14 protein-coding genes and 1 pseudogene are annotated in these 15,072 nt (G+C 67.8%); 7 read left to right on the forward strand and 8 right to left on the reverse strand.

What is annotated here, in order from left to right; genetic code table 11:
* The first annotated feature begins 4 nt into the window (after positions 1-4).
* The 4 genes from IE92_RS0109155 (at position 5) to IE92_RS0109170 (ending at position 4,911) form a co-directional block, all read left to right on the forward strand.
* On the forward strand, positions 5-1,291 hold the full coding sequence (locus IE92_RS0109155; RefSeq protein WP_030148196.1) for an allantoate amidohydrolase: 1,287 nt from the start codon (positions 5-7) through the stop codon (positions 1,289-1,291).
* Positions 1,292-1,341: 50 nt separating this feature from the next.
* Positions 1,342-2,688 (forward strand): allantoinase AllB, encoded by a 1,347-nt coding sequence (gene allB, locus IE92_RS0109160; RefSeq protein ID WP_030148197.1) that lies wholly within the window; start codon positions 1,342-1,344, stop codon positions 2,686-2,688.
* A 124-nt stretch (positions 2,689-2,812) separates the two neighbouring features.
* Positions 2,813-3,583: an ABC transporter ATP-binding protein gene (locus tag IE92_RS0109165; protein ID WP_043321578.1), complete on the forward strand. Its 771-nt coding sequence runs from the start codon at positions 2,813-2,815 to the stop codon at positions 3,581-3,583.
* A complete protein-coding gene (locus IE92_RS0109170; RefSeq protein ID WP_030148199.1) occupies positions 3,580-4,911 on the forward strand; it encodes an FtsX-like permease family protein in 1,332 nt (443 codons plus the stop codon). Before IE92_RS0109165 ends, IE92_RS0109170 begins: the two co-directional genes overlap by 4 nt.
* A 65-nt stretch (positions 4,912-4,976) precedes the next feature.
* Here the strand turns inward: IE92_RS0109170 and IE92_RS0109175 are convergent, their stop codons facing one another.
* From IE92_RS0109175 to IE92_RS0109205, 7 genes are read right to left on the reverse strand one after another with little or no spacing between them, the layout of a single operon-like run.
* Complete coding sequence (locus IE92_RS0109175) at positions 4,977-5,747, reverse strand: aspartate/glutamate racemase family protein (protein ID WP_245601253.1); 771 nt, start codon at positions 5,745-5,747, stop codon at positions 4,977-4,979.
* The gene (locus tag IE92_RS0109180; protein ID WP_211250772.1) at positions 5,741-6,961 is read right to left on the reverse strand and encodes an amidohydrolase family protein; all 1,221 of its coding nucleotides are present in this window, start codon (positions 6,959-6,961) and stop codon (positions 5,741-5,743) included. The genes IE92_RS0109175 and IE92_RS0109180 overlap by 7 nt, the downstream gene beginning before the upstream one ends.
* 5 nt (positions 6,962-6,966) lie before the next feature.
* A complete protein-coding gene (locus IE92_RS0109185; protein ID WP_030148202.1) occupies positions 6,967-8,481 on the reverse strand; it encodes an ABC transporter substrate-binding protein in 1,515 nt (504 codons plus the stop codon).
* Between the two features lie 46 nt (positions 8,482-8,527).
* Complete coding sequence (locus IE92_RS0109190) at positions 8,528-9,490, reverse strand: ATP-binding cassette domain-containing protein (protein WP_051701650.1); 963 nt, start codon at positions 9,488-9,490, stop codon at positions 8,528-8,530.
* Positions 9,487-10,317, reverse strand: a complete 831-nt coding sequence (locus tag IE92_RS0109195) for an ABC transporter ATP-binding protein (RefSeq protein ID WP_051701649.1) — start codon at positions 10,315-10,317, stop codon at positions 9,487-9,489. Before IE92_RS0109195 ends, IE92_RS0109190 begins: the two co-directional genes overlap by 4 nt.
* Positions 10,314-11,198, reverse strand: coding sequence for an ABC transporter permease (locus tag IE92_RS0109200; RefSeq protein WP_051701648.1), 885 nt, complete (start codon positions 11,196-11,198; stop codon positions 10,314-10,316). The genes IE92_RS0109195 and IE92_RS0109200 overlap by 4 nt, the downstream gene beginning before the upstream one ends.
* A 27-nt stretch (positions 11,199-11,225) precedes the next feature.
* Complete coding sequence (locus IE92_RS0109205) at positions 11,226-12,146, reverse strand: ABC transporter permease (protein WP_030148206.1); 921 nt, start codon at positions 12,144-12,146, stop codon at positions 11,226-11,228.
* A gap of 230 nt (positions 12,147-12,376) precedes the next feature.
* Between IE92_RS0109205 and IE92_RS0109210 the strand changes: the two genes are divergently transcribed.
* The 3 genes and pseudogenes from IE92_RS0109210 to IE92_RS19045 form a co-directional block, all read left to right on the forward strand.
* A complete protein-coding gene (locus IE92_RS0109210; RefSeq protein WP_051701647.1) occupies positions 12,377-13,399 on the forward strand; it encodes an ornithine cyclodeaminase family protein in 1,023 nt (340 codons plus the stop codon).
* A 28-nt stretch (positions 13,400-13,427) separates the two neighbouring features.
* On the forward strand, positions 13,428-14,096 hold the full coding sequence (locus tag IE92_RS0109215) for a GntR family transcriptional regulator (RefSeq protein ID WP_030148208.1): 669 nt from the start codon (positions 13,428-13,430) through the stop codon (positions 14,094-14,096).
* A gap of 105 nt (positions 14,097-14,201) precedes the next feature.
* A pseudogene (locus tag IE92_RS19045) lies at positions 14,202-14,372 on the forward strand (hypothetical protein); the annotation flags it as partial.
* A gap of 9 nt (positions 14,373-14,381) precedes the next feature.
* Here IE92_RS19045 and phoU read toward each other — a convergent pair.
* Positions 14,382-15,047: a phosphate signaling complex protein PhoU gene (phoU, locus tag IE92_RS0109225; protein WP_030148209.1), complete on the reverse strand. Its 666-nt coding sequence runs from the start codon at positions 15,045-15,047 to the stop codon at positions 14,382-14,384.
* Between the last annotated feature and the right edge of the window lie 25 nt (positions 15,048-15,072).

Raw genomic sequence — 15,072 nt, forward strand, 5'->3', positions numbered from 1 at the left:
ACCCGTGTCGGGCATCACCGAGCCCGGGCACACGAGCAGTGGGCACGAGCCGAGTGCCGAGGGTGCGCTGATCGCCCGCCGCATTGCCGAGCTGGCCGCGGTGTCCGCCCGCCCCGACGCCCTGGAACGGGTACACCTGAGCCTGGAGCACTCGGCGGTCAACGCGTGTGTGGGCACCTGGTTTGCCGAGGCCGGGCTGGAGGTTCGGATCGATGCGGCCGGAAACCTGTGTGGGCGGATCGAGGGACGCGAGCCCGGGTTGCCCGCGCTGCTGCTCGGATCCCACCTGGACACCGTGCCCGATGCGGGCCGCTATGACGGGATGCTTGGTGTGCTGCTGGCGCTCGCCGCGATCCGACGTCTGGCCCCGCAGGCGCGGAACCTTCCGTTCGCGCTGGAATTGGTCGCGCTGAGCGATGAGGAGGGCACCCGGTTTGGGACCGCGCTCTCGGGCAGCCGCGCGCTCGCCGGAACGTTTGATCCCGCCTGGTGGGACATCCAGGACGGCGACGGGGTGACCTACCGCGAGGCGGCGCTCGCCTTCGGGCTCGACCCCGCCCGCATCGGCGAGGCAGCCCGCGCCCCGCACGAGTTGGTGGGGTATCTGGAGGCGCACATCGAACAGGGGCCCGAGCTGCTGGATCAGGATCGCCCGCTCGGCGTGGTCTCCTCGATCGGGGCGGCCACCCGCTCCCGGATCACCCTCACCGGAAGAGCCGGTCACGCCGGGGGCACACCCTGGCCGCGTCGCCGGGACGCGCTGGTCGCCGCGAGCGAGGTGATTCTGGCCATCGAATCCATCGCCCGGGAAGCCGGTGCCCTGGCCACGGTGGGCACCATTCAGGTGCTGCCCGGCGGGGTCAACGTGATTCCCGGGATCGCCGAGTTCAGCCTCGACCTGCGCGCCGAATCCACCGAACTGCGCGCGGCAACCTTCGAGCGGATCCTCGATGCCACCCGCGAAATCTGTGAGCGCCGCCGCGTGACATTCGAGTGCACCGAAACCTACCGGGCCGACGCGGTGACCTGTGCCCCCGCGCTGCGTGCGGCCGTGGAAACCGGGATCGCCCGGGCCGCCGCCGCCCCGGTGCCCGCCCCGATCTGGAGCCGGGCCGGACACGACGGCCTGGCCCTTGCCACGATCACCGACGTGGCCATGCTGTTTGTGCGCTGCGGGAATGAGGGCATCAGCCACCATCCCGATGAGAGCGTGCTGGATGCCGATATCGAGGTTGCGCTGGATGCACTGACCGCGGCGATCCAGGCGTTCGCCGAGGAATACGCCCGCTAGGTTCACGTCTCCACGTTCCCCCTCACCGCCTCGAATTGGATGGAGTCTCGATGTCCCCCACACCCCACCTCCCCGACCTCGTCATCCACGCCGAGCGTGCCCTGATCGACGGGGTGCTACGCCCGGCGAGCGTGCACGTCACCGGCGGCCGCATCACCGCGATCACCGCACTCGATACGGAGACGGACACCGCGTTGCCGGGTGTCACCCTGCCCCCGAGCCAGGTGCTGCTCCCGGGCCTCGTGGACACCCACGTCCACGTCAACGAACCCGGACGCACCGAGTGGGAGGGGTTCGACTCGGCAACCCGTGCGGCCGCCCGCGGCGGGGTCACAACCCTGCTCGACATGCCGCTGAACTCGATTCCGGTCACCACCACGGTGGCCGCGCTGGAGGAAAAGCTGGCCGCGGCGATCCCGCAGCTCCGGGTGGACGTCGGTTTCTGGGGTGGTGCGGTCCCCGAAAATGGTGCCGATCTGCGTCCGCTGCACGAGGCCGGGGTGTTTGGATTCAAGGCGTTTTTGGCCCCCTCGGGGATCGACGAGTTCGGGCATCTGACCGAGCCCGAGCTGAACACCGTGCTGGCGGCGCTCGCCGAGGACGATGCGCTGCTGATCGTGCACGCCGAATCCCCGGCGGTGCTCGACGCCCAGCCCGAATCCGTGGATGGCGGCTATTCGGCCTTTCTTCGTTCGCGCCCGGAGGAGGCCGAGCGGGACGCGATTCGCATGGTCATCGAGGGGCTGGAGCGCACGGGCGGGCGGGCGCACATCCTGCACCTGTCGGCGGCGAGCGCGCTGGACCAGATCCGCGCCGCCAAGGCTGTGGGCCTGCGCCTGACCGTGGAAACCTGCCCGCACTATCTGGGGCTCAGCGCCGAGGACGTGCCCGCCGGGGGCACCGAGTTTAAGTGTTGCCCGCCGATCCGCGACGCGGGAAACCGGGCGGCGCTCTGGGCGGCCCTGATCGATGGGACCATCGACACGATCGCCTCGGATCACTCACCCAGCACCATCGAGCAGAAGCGCCGCGGCGATGGTGACTTTCGGGTCGCCTGGGGCGGGGTTTCGGGCCTCGAGGTTGAGCTGCCCGTGGTGTGGACCGCGGCGCGCGAGTTTGGAATGCCGCTCGAGCGAGTCATCCGCCTGCTCGCCGAGGCCCCGGCCCGGCTCGTGGGTCTGAGCGACGTGGGCAGCATCAGGGTCGGCAACCGCGCCCACCTGATCGCCTTCGACCCCGACGCCGCGTTCACCGTGCATGCCGAACACCTCGCCCACCGCAACAAGATCTCGGCCTTCGACGGCCGCACCCTGCACGGCGTGGTTGAGCGGGTCTGGCTGCACGGCACCGAACTCACCGAGGATTCGGCCCCCTCCGGCCAGGTGCGCAGACGCTGAACCGGGGATGAAGGTGCGGGTCCATCGCCCGGCCGGTGGGTTCGGCACACGGGCCGCCTGATCGGCCGGGTGGCGGCACGGTGCCGCCGCCTTCTCGGCTGAGTGTTTGTGTGAAAATATCTGTGTGCAAAATGAGAATGCTTCGGCGAAGACGCCGGTTCTAGACGCCAGAGGCGTCGGTAAAACCTTTCCTGCCCGGCGGGGAAATCCAGCCGTTCCCGTGATTTCGGACGTGGATGTTTGTGTGCTCCCGGGCGAATTTGTCGCGCTGGTTGGCCCCAGCGGATCGGGCAAATCCACGCTGCTGTATTGCCTCGCCGGTCTGGAACCGGCAAACACGGGTGAGATCAGCCTGATGGGTGTGCCGCTGCGGGGACTAAGCCGCGCCCGCCTCGCGAAACTTCGACGAGACAGTGTGGGGTTCATTTTTCAGGCCTATAACCTGGTGGCCTCGCTCACCGTGCGTGAGAACGTCGCGCTGCCCGCTCGGCTGAGCGGAAAGCGAGTGGATCGGCCGGCCGTGGACGTCCTCCTCGATCAGGTGGGTCTGGGTGGGCGGGGTTCGCACCGTCCCGCCGAGCTGTCGGGAGGGCAACAGCAACGTGTCGCCATTGCCCGGGTGCTGGCAGCCCAACCCCGGGTTGTCTTTGCCGATGAACCCACCGGTGCCCTGGATAGCCGCTCGGGTGCGGTGGTACTGGATCTGCTTCAGAAGGCAGCGGCGTCGGGAACCGCTGTGGTGATGGTAACCCATGATATGGAAGCGGCCGCGCGCGCGGATCGCGTTCTGGTCCTGCGCGATGGGCGCATCCAGCGTGAGCTGGTGCGGCCCACCGTGGAGGACATCTTCGCCTCGATGACACTTCCCCCGGCCACGTCGACGGTTACCGCGTGATCGCGCTTATTTTCGCCGATGTGATCCGTGGGTACCGAGTGTGGTTGGGACTGGCTGCCGTATCGGCGGCCGTCGCGGCCGCCTTCACCTACGTCGCCTGCACGCTGACCTCGGCGGTTGCTAACCCCGGGGATCTGGGCGCACTCATCGCCGCAACCTCGGTAGCCGTGGTGTTTTTCACCGTTGTCGCCGGCATCGTGGTGATCGGAAGTACCTCAAACCTTGTGGTCACCGTACAGCGACGCCAGATCGCGCTGTGGCAACTGATCGGGTTCACCCCGCGCGCGGTGTACTGGACCTTTTCCGCGCAGATCCTGGTCACGGCGACCGTGGGTTCGGCACTGGGGGCGCTGATCGGGACCTGGATATTCACCCCCGTTTTCCGATACGTGTTGAGTGTCTGGGCCGACCCAGAAACGGCGCAGGTGTCCATTCAGCCATGGGCGGCAATCGTGGCCGCGGCCTGCACGATCCTGTTTGTGGGACTGTCAGGTCTCAGTGGAGCGCGCCGGGCATCGCGGACATCGCCGGTCCAAATTCTGCGCGAGCCGGAAGCGCCCGGCGGCATTGTCCAGTGGATCCGAGTGGGTCTTGCCGTGGTTTTGTGTGGGGTGACGGTGGGGATCGCGGTCACGCGGTCCGGCGAATCCCTGTCCAGTGTCGCGACAAACGCGCCATTTTTTGCGCCGCTGTTGCTGGTTGCCTGCGTGATTGCCGCCCCCGTGCTGTACCCGGCGGTGATTTCCCTCTGGACGCGGGCGATCCCGGCGACCGCGAGTAGCTCGTGGTATCTCGCACGAAATGCCGCCCAGTATCGGGTGGGGCTTACCACCTCGGCAATCAGCCCGCTGATGCTCGCCATGGGCCTTGTCGCCGGTGTCTATAGCGCCGGAAACACCCTGGCCACCGCTGCGGGGGCAGACGCGGCCCAGTACGGTTTGGATCCGAGAGAGATTCTGCTGATGTTTGGCGGCCCGCTTCTGATCTCCCTGGTAGCCTCGGCCTCCGCGGTTTACATCACCAATGGGGATCGCCGGAGGGAACGGGCGCTGCTGGATTCGGCCGGTGCAACCCCCGGCACCCACGTCGCGACGGCCTTCTGGGAGTCGGTCATCTACGTGGTGACGGCGATGATCCTGGCGGCCGTGGCCGTCATCACCGCCACGGTTCTTGTGGCGCTCTTGGCCGGGGCACCGGGCGTCAGCGTTGATCTGATCCCGATTGCGGTCCTTGCCGGGGTCGGGCTGATCCTTCTCGGCGCGGCAACCCTGATCCCGGTGGTTGCGGCCCGACGGGCATCGCCCCTCGGCGCTCTCGCCGCCGAATAGCAAAACGGCACCGCGATCCGGGTGGATCGCGGTGCCGTCTGTGTCGCGGTCTCGTTGATGCCGGGCTAGACCCCCGGCCGGCTGATTTTGGCAGGCAGCGGGAGGGTGCGTTCGGTCCAGACCTTGGCGCGTGGGGGTGCAAACGGGCCGTGCTTGCTGGTCGAGAGACCGGCGGCGAGGAGGGTTTCGGCCATGCGCACGGCCTGGCCCACTCCGTCCACCACCGGGACGCCGCCCAGGCGGTCGGACAGGCGCCGATCGAGCCCTCCGAAGGCCGCGCAGCCGAGCACAATCACGTCGGCTCCGGCATCCAGCAGAACCCGAGACTCGCGCTCCAGCGCATCCAGGCCGGGGTCTTCACCCTCGGCCGCCGCCCCCGCATGCGACACCGGGATTCCCGAGGCGCGCACGCCCGCCGAACGGCCCGAGAGGCCGATCAGCTCGATCGTGTCGGTGATCCCCGCGAGCGTGGATTCCAGCGTGGTCACCACGCCGAAACGGTGCCCGAGCAGGCAGGCGGTAAAGACCGCGGCCTCGGTGATATCCACCACCGGGACGTTCGCCAGCTGGCGCACCCCCTCGCGTCCGTGCTCCCCGAATCCGGCGAGTACCACCGCATCGTAGGTGCGCTCCTGGGCGACCCGCTCGATTACCGCGGCGGCGCTCAGATAGCTTTCCAGGTACCCCTCGGCGGAGGTGGGGCCCCAGGTGGGCTGCACCGCGCGCACCACCGACGTGCGTGCGGCCGCCTGCGCGGTGCGGGCGATCCCCGCGGTGACCTGCTCATCGGTGTTGCAGTTCACCACGAGGATCGTCGGCAGCAGGTTGCTCAGCACAGCTCGCCGTCTCGGGCGACCACGCGTCCCGCGTGAATCACCACTCGACCGAGCGCCGGACGATCCATAACCGCCGAGGTCGGGGTTTCGCCGGGGATCAGGACCAGCTCGGCCGGGTCGCCCACGGCCACGCCGGGTCGCCCGGTTCCGGCGGCGCTCAGCTCACGGTTGATGACCCGCGCCCCGCCCCAGGTTGCCAGCTCCAGCGCGTTTTCGATCTGATCGTCGCGGTTGTAGTTCTGCACAAACGCCAGCTGCCAGGTGCGGTCCAGCATGTCCGCGTTGCCGTAGGGCGACCAGTAGTCGCGCTGGCCGTCCATGCCCAGGCCCACGCGGATGCCCGCGGCGGCCATCCGCTCGAGCGGCAGCACCCAACCGCCACCCGAGGGGGCGATGTGGGTGATCGCGATGTCCAGCTCGGCGATCTGTTCGAGGGCTTTGTCTACCTGCGGCAGCCCGCTCCCGAGGGCCGGAGCGTGCGAGATCGACACCTGGCCCTGCATGCTCAGCGCGCGCACCCGCTCGAAGATCAGGTCCATCGAGAACAGGCCCAGCAGTCCGGCCTCGTGCAGGTGGATATCGGCCCCGGCACCGTGACGCTCGGCGAGCTCAAACACGGTGTTGAGGTGGCGGACCGGATCACGGTCGATCTCGCACGGGTCGATCCCGCCCACCAGGTTTCCGCCCGAGCGCAGCGCCTCGGACATCAGCTCGGGCACGCCGGGTTCGCGGTGGATCCCCACCTGCGGGAACACCACGATCTCCACGTCCGCCCGGTCCGCATAGGCCTCGCGGGCTGCCAGGACCCCGGCGAACTTCTCCAGGCCCGAGTCGGCATCCACCTGGGCGTGGGAGCGCACCCGGGTGGCACCGTGGGCGATCATCCGCTCGAGCGTATAGATCGCGCGCTCGCTCACCGACTTCTCGGCCGAGCGCCAGTTGGCGCGGTCGTTGTAGATGCGTCCGTCTCGTCCGGGTTCGCCCGAGTAGGGGCGGAAGGGCAGGCCCAGCCGGGTCGAGTCCAGGTGCACGTGGGTGTCGGAGAAGGAGGGAACCAGCATGCGGTCCTCACCCTCTAGGATCTCGGCCGTGGGGGCCGAGGGATGGGTGGCGACCTCGGCCCCGACAGCCACGATGACCCCGCCCGAGAGCAGCACATCGGTGGTTTCGGCACCCCAGGGACGCACGTTGGTAATCAGCAGGGCGGTTGTCATGTCACTCACTTCGCATAGGTGATGTCGGCGATCACGAACTCGCCGTCGGCGCGGGGCTTCCAGGTGATGCCGTCGCGGACCGCATAGTCGGTGTTCGGGGTGTAGAGCCCGATGATGTGGGCCTGTTCCACGTTCAGCTTATGCAGCTGGGCAAAGACCGCGGTGCGCTCGTCGCCGGAAACCGTGCGCTGCTTGAGGACCAGATCCTTGGCGGCGGCGTCCTTGGCGTAGTCGTTCTGGCCGCCGGCGAACAGGTTGGTGACGGGCATGTCACCATCCAGGGTCGAGGGTGCCCAGGTGTTGAGGTAGATGCCGGCGGCGTTCACGGTGGAGTAGATGATCGAGGACAGGGTGGCCTGGTCGGTCCCGGCGAGCTCGATGTTCAGGCCCACGGCCTTGAGGTAGCCCTGGATCGCCTGGGCCACGTTCGAGGAGAGCGGGATACGGCCGCTGGTCGCGTACTGGAAGGTGATCTTCTCACCCTTATATCCGGCCTCGGCGAGCAGCGACTTGGCCTTTTCCGGGTCGAACTCGTGGGTGGCCGCGTCCTTGACGTAACCGGCGACCGAGGGGGCGATGACCTGGTCGTTGGCGGTGCCGCTGCCCGAGAGGACCTTGGACACCAGCGACTTCTCATCGATGGCCAGCGAGATGGCCTGACGCACCTTGGCATCGGCGAGCACCCCCGCGGTGGAGTTGATGCCGAGGAACACCGAACCGTTGCCGGTGCGGCTCTTGACCGAGGCCCCGGGGGCGTTGAAGCCGGTGGCCTGGTTGGGGGAGATCAGCGCGATATCGAGGCTGCCGGAGATTACACCGTTGAGGCGGGCATCCTCATCTCCGACGGTCTGGAACACCACCTTTTTGGTTTCGGGGGCCTTGCCCCAGTAGTCGGGGTTTGCAACCATCGTGTAATTCACGCCGCGGGTGTAGCTTTCGAACTTGAACGGTCCGCTGCCCACCGGGGCCTTGGCGAAGCCGTCCGAGCCGAGCTTCTCGTAGACCTTCTCGGGGACGATCGAGATCGCGGTGGTGATCGAGGGCCACGGCGAGAAGGGAGCGTTGAGGTCAAACTCGACGGTGTCCTGGGCGGTGGCCCGCACGGCCTTCAGCGTTTCCATATAGCCGAGGTTGTCCGAGTCGGGGGAGGCGAGGATCTTGTTGTAGGTGTAGGCCACATCCTCGGCGGTGACCGGGTCGCCGTTGCTGAACTTGGCGTCGGTGCGGATCGTGAACGTCCAGGTGGTGAAGTCGGCGTTTGGGGTCCACTTGGTGGCCAGGCGCGGGGTCAGCTCGCCGTCGGCGCTGAGCTGGGTCAGCTGGTCGAACTCGTTGTAGTAGTAGTTGTAGCCGGCCAGGGAGCCGTCCATGATGGGATCCGGCGACTTCTCCGGCTCGGCCACCTGGCCGATGGTCAGCGTGTGATCGGCGGAGCCTCCGGCGGCGCCGGCCGAGCAACCGGCCAGCAGCAGGGTCGCGGCAACCGAGAGTGCCAGGGTGGCAGTGAGGGAACGTCTCATTGCGGTACTCATTTCAGGGATCGGTGGTGCGGGTGGGGTGGGGAGTCTAGGCGGCCGAGGAGAGCGGGCCGGTGGAACCGTCGCGTCGGGAATCGGCGAGGCCGAGTGTTCCGGGACGGGGACCGGCGGTACCCGGGTTCGGCGTGGGGATCGCCCCGGTCAACGCACCACGGCGGTGCGGATCGGGGATCGGGATCGCCGCGAGCAACTCGCGGGTGTACGCATCCTCGGGGCGGTGGAACACGCGCTCGGCGGGTCCGGTTTCCACAATCTGCCCGGCGCGCATCACGGCGATTCGGTCGGAGAGGTGGCGCACCACCGAGAGATCGTGGGCGATAAAGAGGTAGGAGAGCCCGTGCTGCTCCTGTAACCGGATCAGCAGGTTGATCACCTGCGCCTGCACCGACACATCCAGCGCCGACACCGGCTCATCCAGCACCAGGATCTCGGGGTTGAGCGCGAGCGCCCGGGCGATGCCGATGCGCTGCCGCTGGCCGCCGGAGAACTGTGCCGGGCGACGGCCCAGCACGTCCTCGCCAAGGCCCACATCCGCGAGCAGCTGGATCACCCGGCCGCGGTCGTAGCGGCCCATCAGTCGCAGCGGCTCGGCCACGATGTCGTGGGTGGTGAGGCGCGGGTTGAGCGAGGAGTAGGGGTCCTGGAACACCATCTGCATGCGGTTGCGCAGGCGGCGCAGGTCCCGGCCGTTCAGCGCGTTCGGGTCCTGGTCGAGGATGCGGATGCTCCCGCGGGTGGGGGCGTTTAGCCCGAACAGGGTGCGCACCAGCGTGGACTTGCCGGAGCCGGATTCGCCGACCAGGCCCAGGGTTTCGCCGCGGTGCAGGGTCAGGCTCACCCCGTCCACCGCGCGCACGGGTTCGCGGCGGCGGCCCGAGCCGCGGAAGGTCACCGCGAGGTCGGCGACCTCCAGGACCACCGGGGCATCGGTGGCGACCGGGGTGCGCGTCAGGTGTTCAATCGGTCCGGTGCTGGTGGCGGTGTCGCTCATGCCGAAACTCCCTCGGGATTGGTGGTGGGAACACCCAGGATCGAGCTCAGCAGCATCCGGGTATAGGGGTGATCGGGGCGGTCGAAGATATCCCAGACGCTGCCCTCCTCGACGATCTCGCCCGAGCGCATGATGCAGATCCGGTCGGCCACCTGGGCGACCAGGCCCAGATCGTGGGTGATCATCACCAGGGCGGCCCCGGTGTCGCGGCGGGCCTCGGCGAGCACCCGCATGATCTGCGCCTGCACGGTCACATCCAGCGCGGTGGTGGGCTCGTCGGCGATTAGCAGTCCGGGATTATTGGCGATGGCCATCGCGATCACCGCGCGCTGGCGCATACCGCCGGACCACTGGTGCGGATAGGCGCGGGCGCGTTCGGCGGCATCACGCACCCCGACCTGTTCCAGCAGCTCGGCGGCGCGGACTCGGGTCTCGGCGGTGGAGAGCGTGGGCTGGTGCGCCTTCACGGCTCGGGCGACCTGGTTGCCGACCCGCTTGACCGGGTTGAGCGCGGTCATCGGATCCTGGAACACCATGCCGACCCGGCCGCCGCGCAGCACCCGCAGTTCGTTGTCGTCCAGGCCCGCGACGTCGATCCCGTCCACCAGAATCTGGCCGCCGGTCACCTCCACCCCCGGGGGCAGCAGCCCCAGCACGGCGAGCATCGTGAGGCTCTTGCCCGAACCGGATTCTCCCACCAGGCACAGGACCTCGCCCGGGTGCACCGTAAGGCTCACGCCGTGCACGAGTTCGCGCACGCTTCCATCGGGGGCGGTGGTGGCGATGCGCAGGTCGCGCACCTCCAGCAGCGGGGTGGGGATACTCATGCTCGCTTTCCCTTCTTGGCGATGCGGAACAGGGCCGAACCCTCGGCGGTGAAGCGCTGGCTGATCAGGTTGGTGCCGATGATGACCAGGAAGATCGCGATTCCGGGGACCAGGGCCAGGTGCGGTGCCTGACGGATGTACTTCTGCCCCTCGGAGATCATCAGACCCCAGCTCGGGGTGGGGGCCTGGACGCCGAGGCCCAGGAAGTCGAATGAGGAGGTCAGCAGCATCACGCCGCCGATATCGGTCGAGGCCAGAATGAGGATCTGCACGGCCACGTTGGGCATGATGTGCTTGCGGGCGGTCCACCAGCGACTGGCCCCCTGGATGCGTGGGGCGATCACAAAGTCGCGTTCGCGTAGGCTCAGCGCGGTGCCGCGGGCGACCCGGGCGTAACCGACCCAGTAGGTTGCGGCGAGCACGATGATCATCAGCCAGACGCTCGGGCCGAGGGCCGCGGAGAGGGCGATCAGGACCAGGATGACGGGGAGCGCGAGCTGAACGTCGGCCCAGCCCATCAGCACGGTGTCCACCTTGCCGCCGAGGTAACCGGCGGAGGTCCCGATCACCAGGCCGATCAGCGCGTTGACAGCGACGATCGCGACCACGATGCCCAGGGTGATCCGCCCGGCCAGCGCGAGCCGGCTGGCCTCGTCGCGGCCGAGGGCGTCGGTGCCCAGCGGATGCGCCGGATCGGTCAGCGGACCCAACAGCATCTTGTCGAGGTTCTGGGTATACGCGTCATAGCCGGGCAGCAGCGGATACAGCAGACAAAACAGCACCACGATGCCCACGAGCACGGTGCCCACAAGCGGTCCGGTGATGCGGAACCGGCGGGCACGCGGTGCCGCGACGGTGGCGGGGGAAGCGGTGGTGGTCATCAGATCCTCACTTCGGGACGGGGGAAATCAGGAGAGGCGGACACGGGGGTCAACGAGGCCGTAGATCAGGTCAACCAGGAGGTTGGCAACCACAAAGATCACCGCGATGATGATCAGTGCCGACTGCACCACCGGGAAGTCCCGCGAGTACACGGCACCGAGCATCAGCTGCCCGAGGCCCGGCCAGGCGAATACGTTTTCCACGATGACCAGGCCGCCGAGGAAGGTGCCGAGGTTGATACCGGCCACGGTGAGCACCGGAAGGAGCGCGTTGGGGAGCGTCTCGGTGAGGACCACGGTGCCGTGGCGCTCGCCGCGGGCATACGCGGTGCGGGTGTAATCGGAAACGCTCTGCTCACTCAGCGCGTTATCCATCAGTCGGGTGTAGACCACAAACTGTCCGGTGGCGATGGTCAGCACCGGCATGACCATGGCCCGCCAGTCGGCGTTGCCGAGCGAGGGCAGTACGCCCAGCCCAACCGAGAAGACGAGGACCAGGAGCAGACCGAAGAAGAAGTCGGGGATGGCCTGGCGCAGCGATCCGAAACCCAGGAAGATCGTGCGCAGCGAGCGCCGGCCGGTGAGGTGGATGCTGACCGCGGCGATCAGCGCCAGCAGCAGCCCCACCGCGAGCCCGGCGAAGCCGAGCTGGAAGGAGGCCGGGATGCGCTCGAAGACCAGCTGCATCGAGGGGACGCCGGGCTGACGGTAGGAGTCGCCGAAGTCGCCGTGCAGCACGCCGCCCATGTAGTTGAGGTACTGCTGCCAGATCGGCAGGTCGAAGCCGAGGCGGTGGTTGAGGGCGTCGATCTGTGACTGCGGGGCGTTCTCGGTGAGCAGGATCGCCGCGGGGCTGCCGCTCAGGCGACCGAAGACAAACGTGAGGCTCACCACGATGGCGAGGGTCACGACGGCCTGGATCAGGCGGCGGAGGACGTATCGAGCCATGTTTGCCTTTCAAACGGGATCTTTGTATACATAGTGACCCGGGATTGTTTCGGGCGGATCACATCCTGTTACGGGCCGGTAACAAAAGTCTGTCCCGACATATCCGCGGGTATTTCGCGGTAATTGCGGTGATCTGAGCGTGTTGCAAATCGCTCAACGAGCCCGCATACTGGGAACGTGTTCCGCGGGTTCAATCGCATCCGCTCCTGATTCTGTATACAAGGACTGATATGACCACAGTGCTCCTGACCGGCGAAGACTGCGCGCGTCTGGTCGAATGGCCCGGCCTGATCGCGGCGATGCGCGAGATCCATCTGGACCATGCCCGAGGCGTGGCGATCCAGCCCGTGCCGCGCTCGATCCGCAATCCCGCCGACACCGATCCGGCGCCCGCCCAGATCATCCCGATGACCGGATACCGGGCGAGCACCGGGGGCTATGTCCTCAAGGCACTGGCCGATGCCCCACATAATCGTGAGCGCGGGATTCCCGCTCAGCGCTCGACCGTCGCGCTGTTTTCGGCGGAGACCGGAGAGTGCCGGGCGCTGATCGACGGGGCGGTTCTGACTCGCACCCGCACGGCCGCGGTCACCGTGGCGGCAACCCTGGCGCTCGCGCCCGCGGGCGCCGACGTGGTGACGATTGTGGGAGCCGGGGCCCTGGCGCTGGAACATGCGCGGGCACTGGTCTCGGCGATGCCCCTGCGTGAGATCCGGTTCTGGTCGCGGACCCCGGCCGGATCGGACACCGCCGTGGCGACCCTGAGCGCCGAGCCTGCCTTCGCCCGCGTGAGCCTGAGTGCGTCCACGAACCTGCGCGCAGCCCTCGATGGTGCCGGGATCGTCTGCACGCTGACCCCCGCGCTCGATCCGCTGATCACCCCGGATCTGCTGGGCGAGGACGTACACGTCAATGCGGTGGGTTCCCCGCCGCGCCCCCTGTTCCGCGAGCTGACCCCCGACGTATTCGGGCGCGCGGCCCTCACCGTCGTGGATGCCCTGCCGATCGCCCTGTCCGAGTCCGGCAATATTCGAGACGCGATCGCCGCGGGCACGCTGGGCGAGACCGAGCCGATCGAACTCGGGCGGATCCTCGCCGGCGAGGTCGCTCGGCCCCGCGGACTCAGCGTGTTCAACAGCGTGGGCATCGGCGTGCAGGACCTGGCGGCGGCCGAGTACTTCCTGGGGCGTTCCGAAGCTCACGAGGATGGTCTGCAGGTCCAGCTGCGTCCGGTGCGCACTCCCGTATCATGAGCATGACGGCGTTGAAGAAGGGGTCGCGATGACACGGGTATCGGCCGAGGACTCCCTGGTGGGTGTGCTCTACGCAACCCTGCGTGAGCGCATCATCCTGGGGGAGTATCCCCAGGGGGCGAAACTTCCTGAGACGACCCTGGCCGCCGACCTGAACGTGTCTCGCGTGCCGATTCGCGAGGTGCTGCCGCTGCTCGAACGCGACGGCCTGATCCGTACCAATCCGCGCCGCAGCGCGGTGGTGCACAGCTGGGACCATGCCTCGGTGACGGACCTGTTTGAGGTGCGTCTGGCGCTGGAGCCGCTGGCCGCCGAGTATGCGGCCCGGCGCGTGGCGGCGGGGGCGGACCCGGAACCGCTGCACCGGGCGTTCGCCGATGCCGTGGCAGCGATCGAGCAGGGCGATCCGATCACCATCGCGGCGACCAACGCCGACCTACACCGAGTCATCCTCGACCTGGCGGACAACGAACTGCTGCGCCAGATGATGCGTCCGGTCCTGGTACGGATGAACTGGATCTTCTTCCTCACCTCCGACCGCGACACCGACGTGCAGTGCTCCGAGCATCGCCACCTGGTCGAGGCCATCGCCGCGGGCGAGGGTGCTCTCGCCCGGTTCCTCGCTAGCGCCCACGTCGAGGGCGGCCGCGTCCCCACCTTCGCGGCCCTCGCCGGCCACCTCGGAGGCTCGGCGTAGGAACCGCGGAAATGGCGGACCGATCCACTCTTCTCATCCGAATTTGACGTCGAGAAGCACTGGCCCGAACTTTTTTCTGGTCTTGGCCGCGAACAGCGGCGTGCCGTCGTCAACGCGTTGGCCTCCGCTTGGCATGAAGGCTGGGAGCCCAATCGTTTAGATGTGAAAAACATCACCGACCGTGCGCGTGGAACCATCGACCACGCCGAATTCACCCGCCGCTCCTCGCTCGCGCAGCAAAAACCCCGCGAAACCGAGGTTCCGCGGGGTTTGTGACGGGCCGGACTAGAGCGCGTTGTCGTCCGACTCCGGGGTCCAGTCACCGGTGGCGAGGTACTGGACCTTCTTGGCGATCGAGACCGCGTGGTCGGCGAAACGCTCGTGGTAGCGGGAGGCGAGGGTGGCGTCCACGGTTGCGGTGGCCTCACCCTTCCAGGAGTCGCCCAGAACCTTCTCGAAGACGGCGACGTGCAGGTCATCAACCCGGTCATCGTCGGTCAGGATCTCCTCGGCGAGCTCCACATCCTGGTTGCGCAGCATCTCCGTGAGCTTGCGCGAGATCTCCACGTCGAGACGACCCATCTCGGCGAAGGTCGAGCGCAGACCCTTGGGTACCGCGCGCTCCGGGAAACGGTAGCGGGCAAGCTGGGCGATGTGCTCGGCCATGTCACCCATGCGCTCGAGCGATGCGGAGATCCGCAGGGCCGAGACGACGGTGCGCAGGTCGCGGGCGACCGGCTGCTGGCGGGCAAGAATGTTGATGGCGAGTTCGTCCAGGGCGCGAGTGAGGACGTCGATGCGGGTGTCGTTCTCGATCACGCCCTCGGCGATTGCCACATCCGACTCGTTGAAAGCGCGCACGGCGTTCTCAATCGAGATCGTCACGAGCTCCGAGATGGCGATCAGACGATCCTGAACCTCTCGCAACTCCTGCTGGAATACCTGACGCATGCTTCTCCTCGTGTGAACGGGTGTG

Origin of the sequence: Mycetocola saprophilus (assembly GCF_000718085.1) — a bacterium.
Lineage (GTDB): Bacteria > Actinomycetota > Actinomycetes > Actinomycetales > Microbacteriaceae > Mycetocola > Mycetocola saprophilus.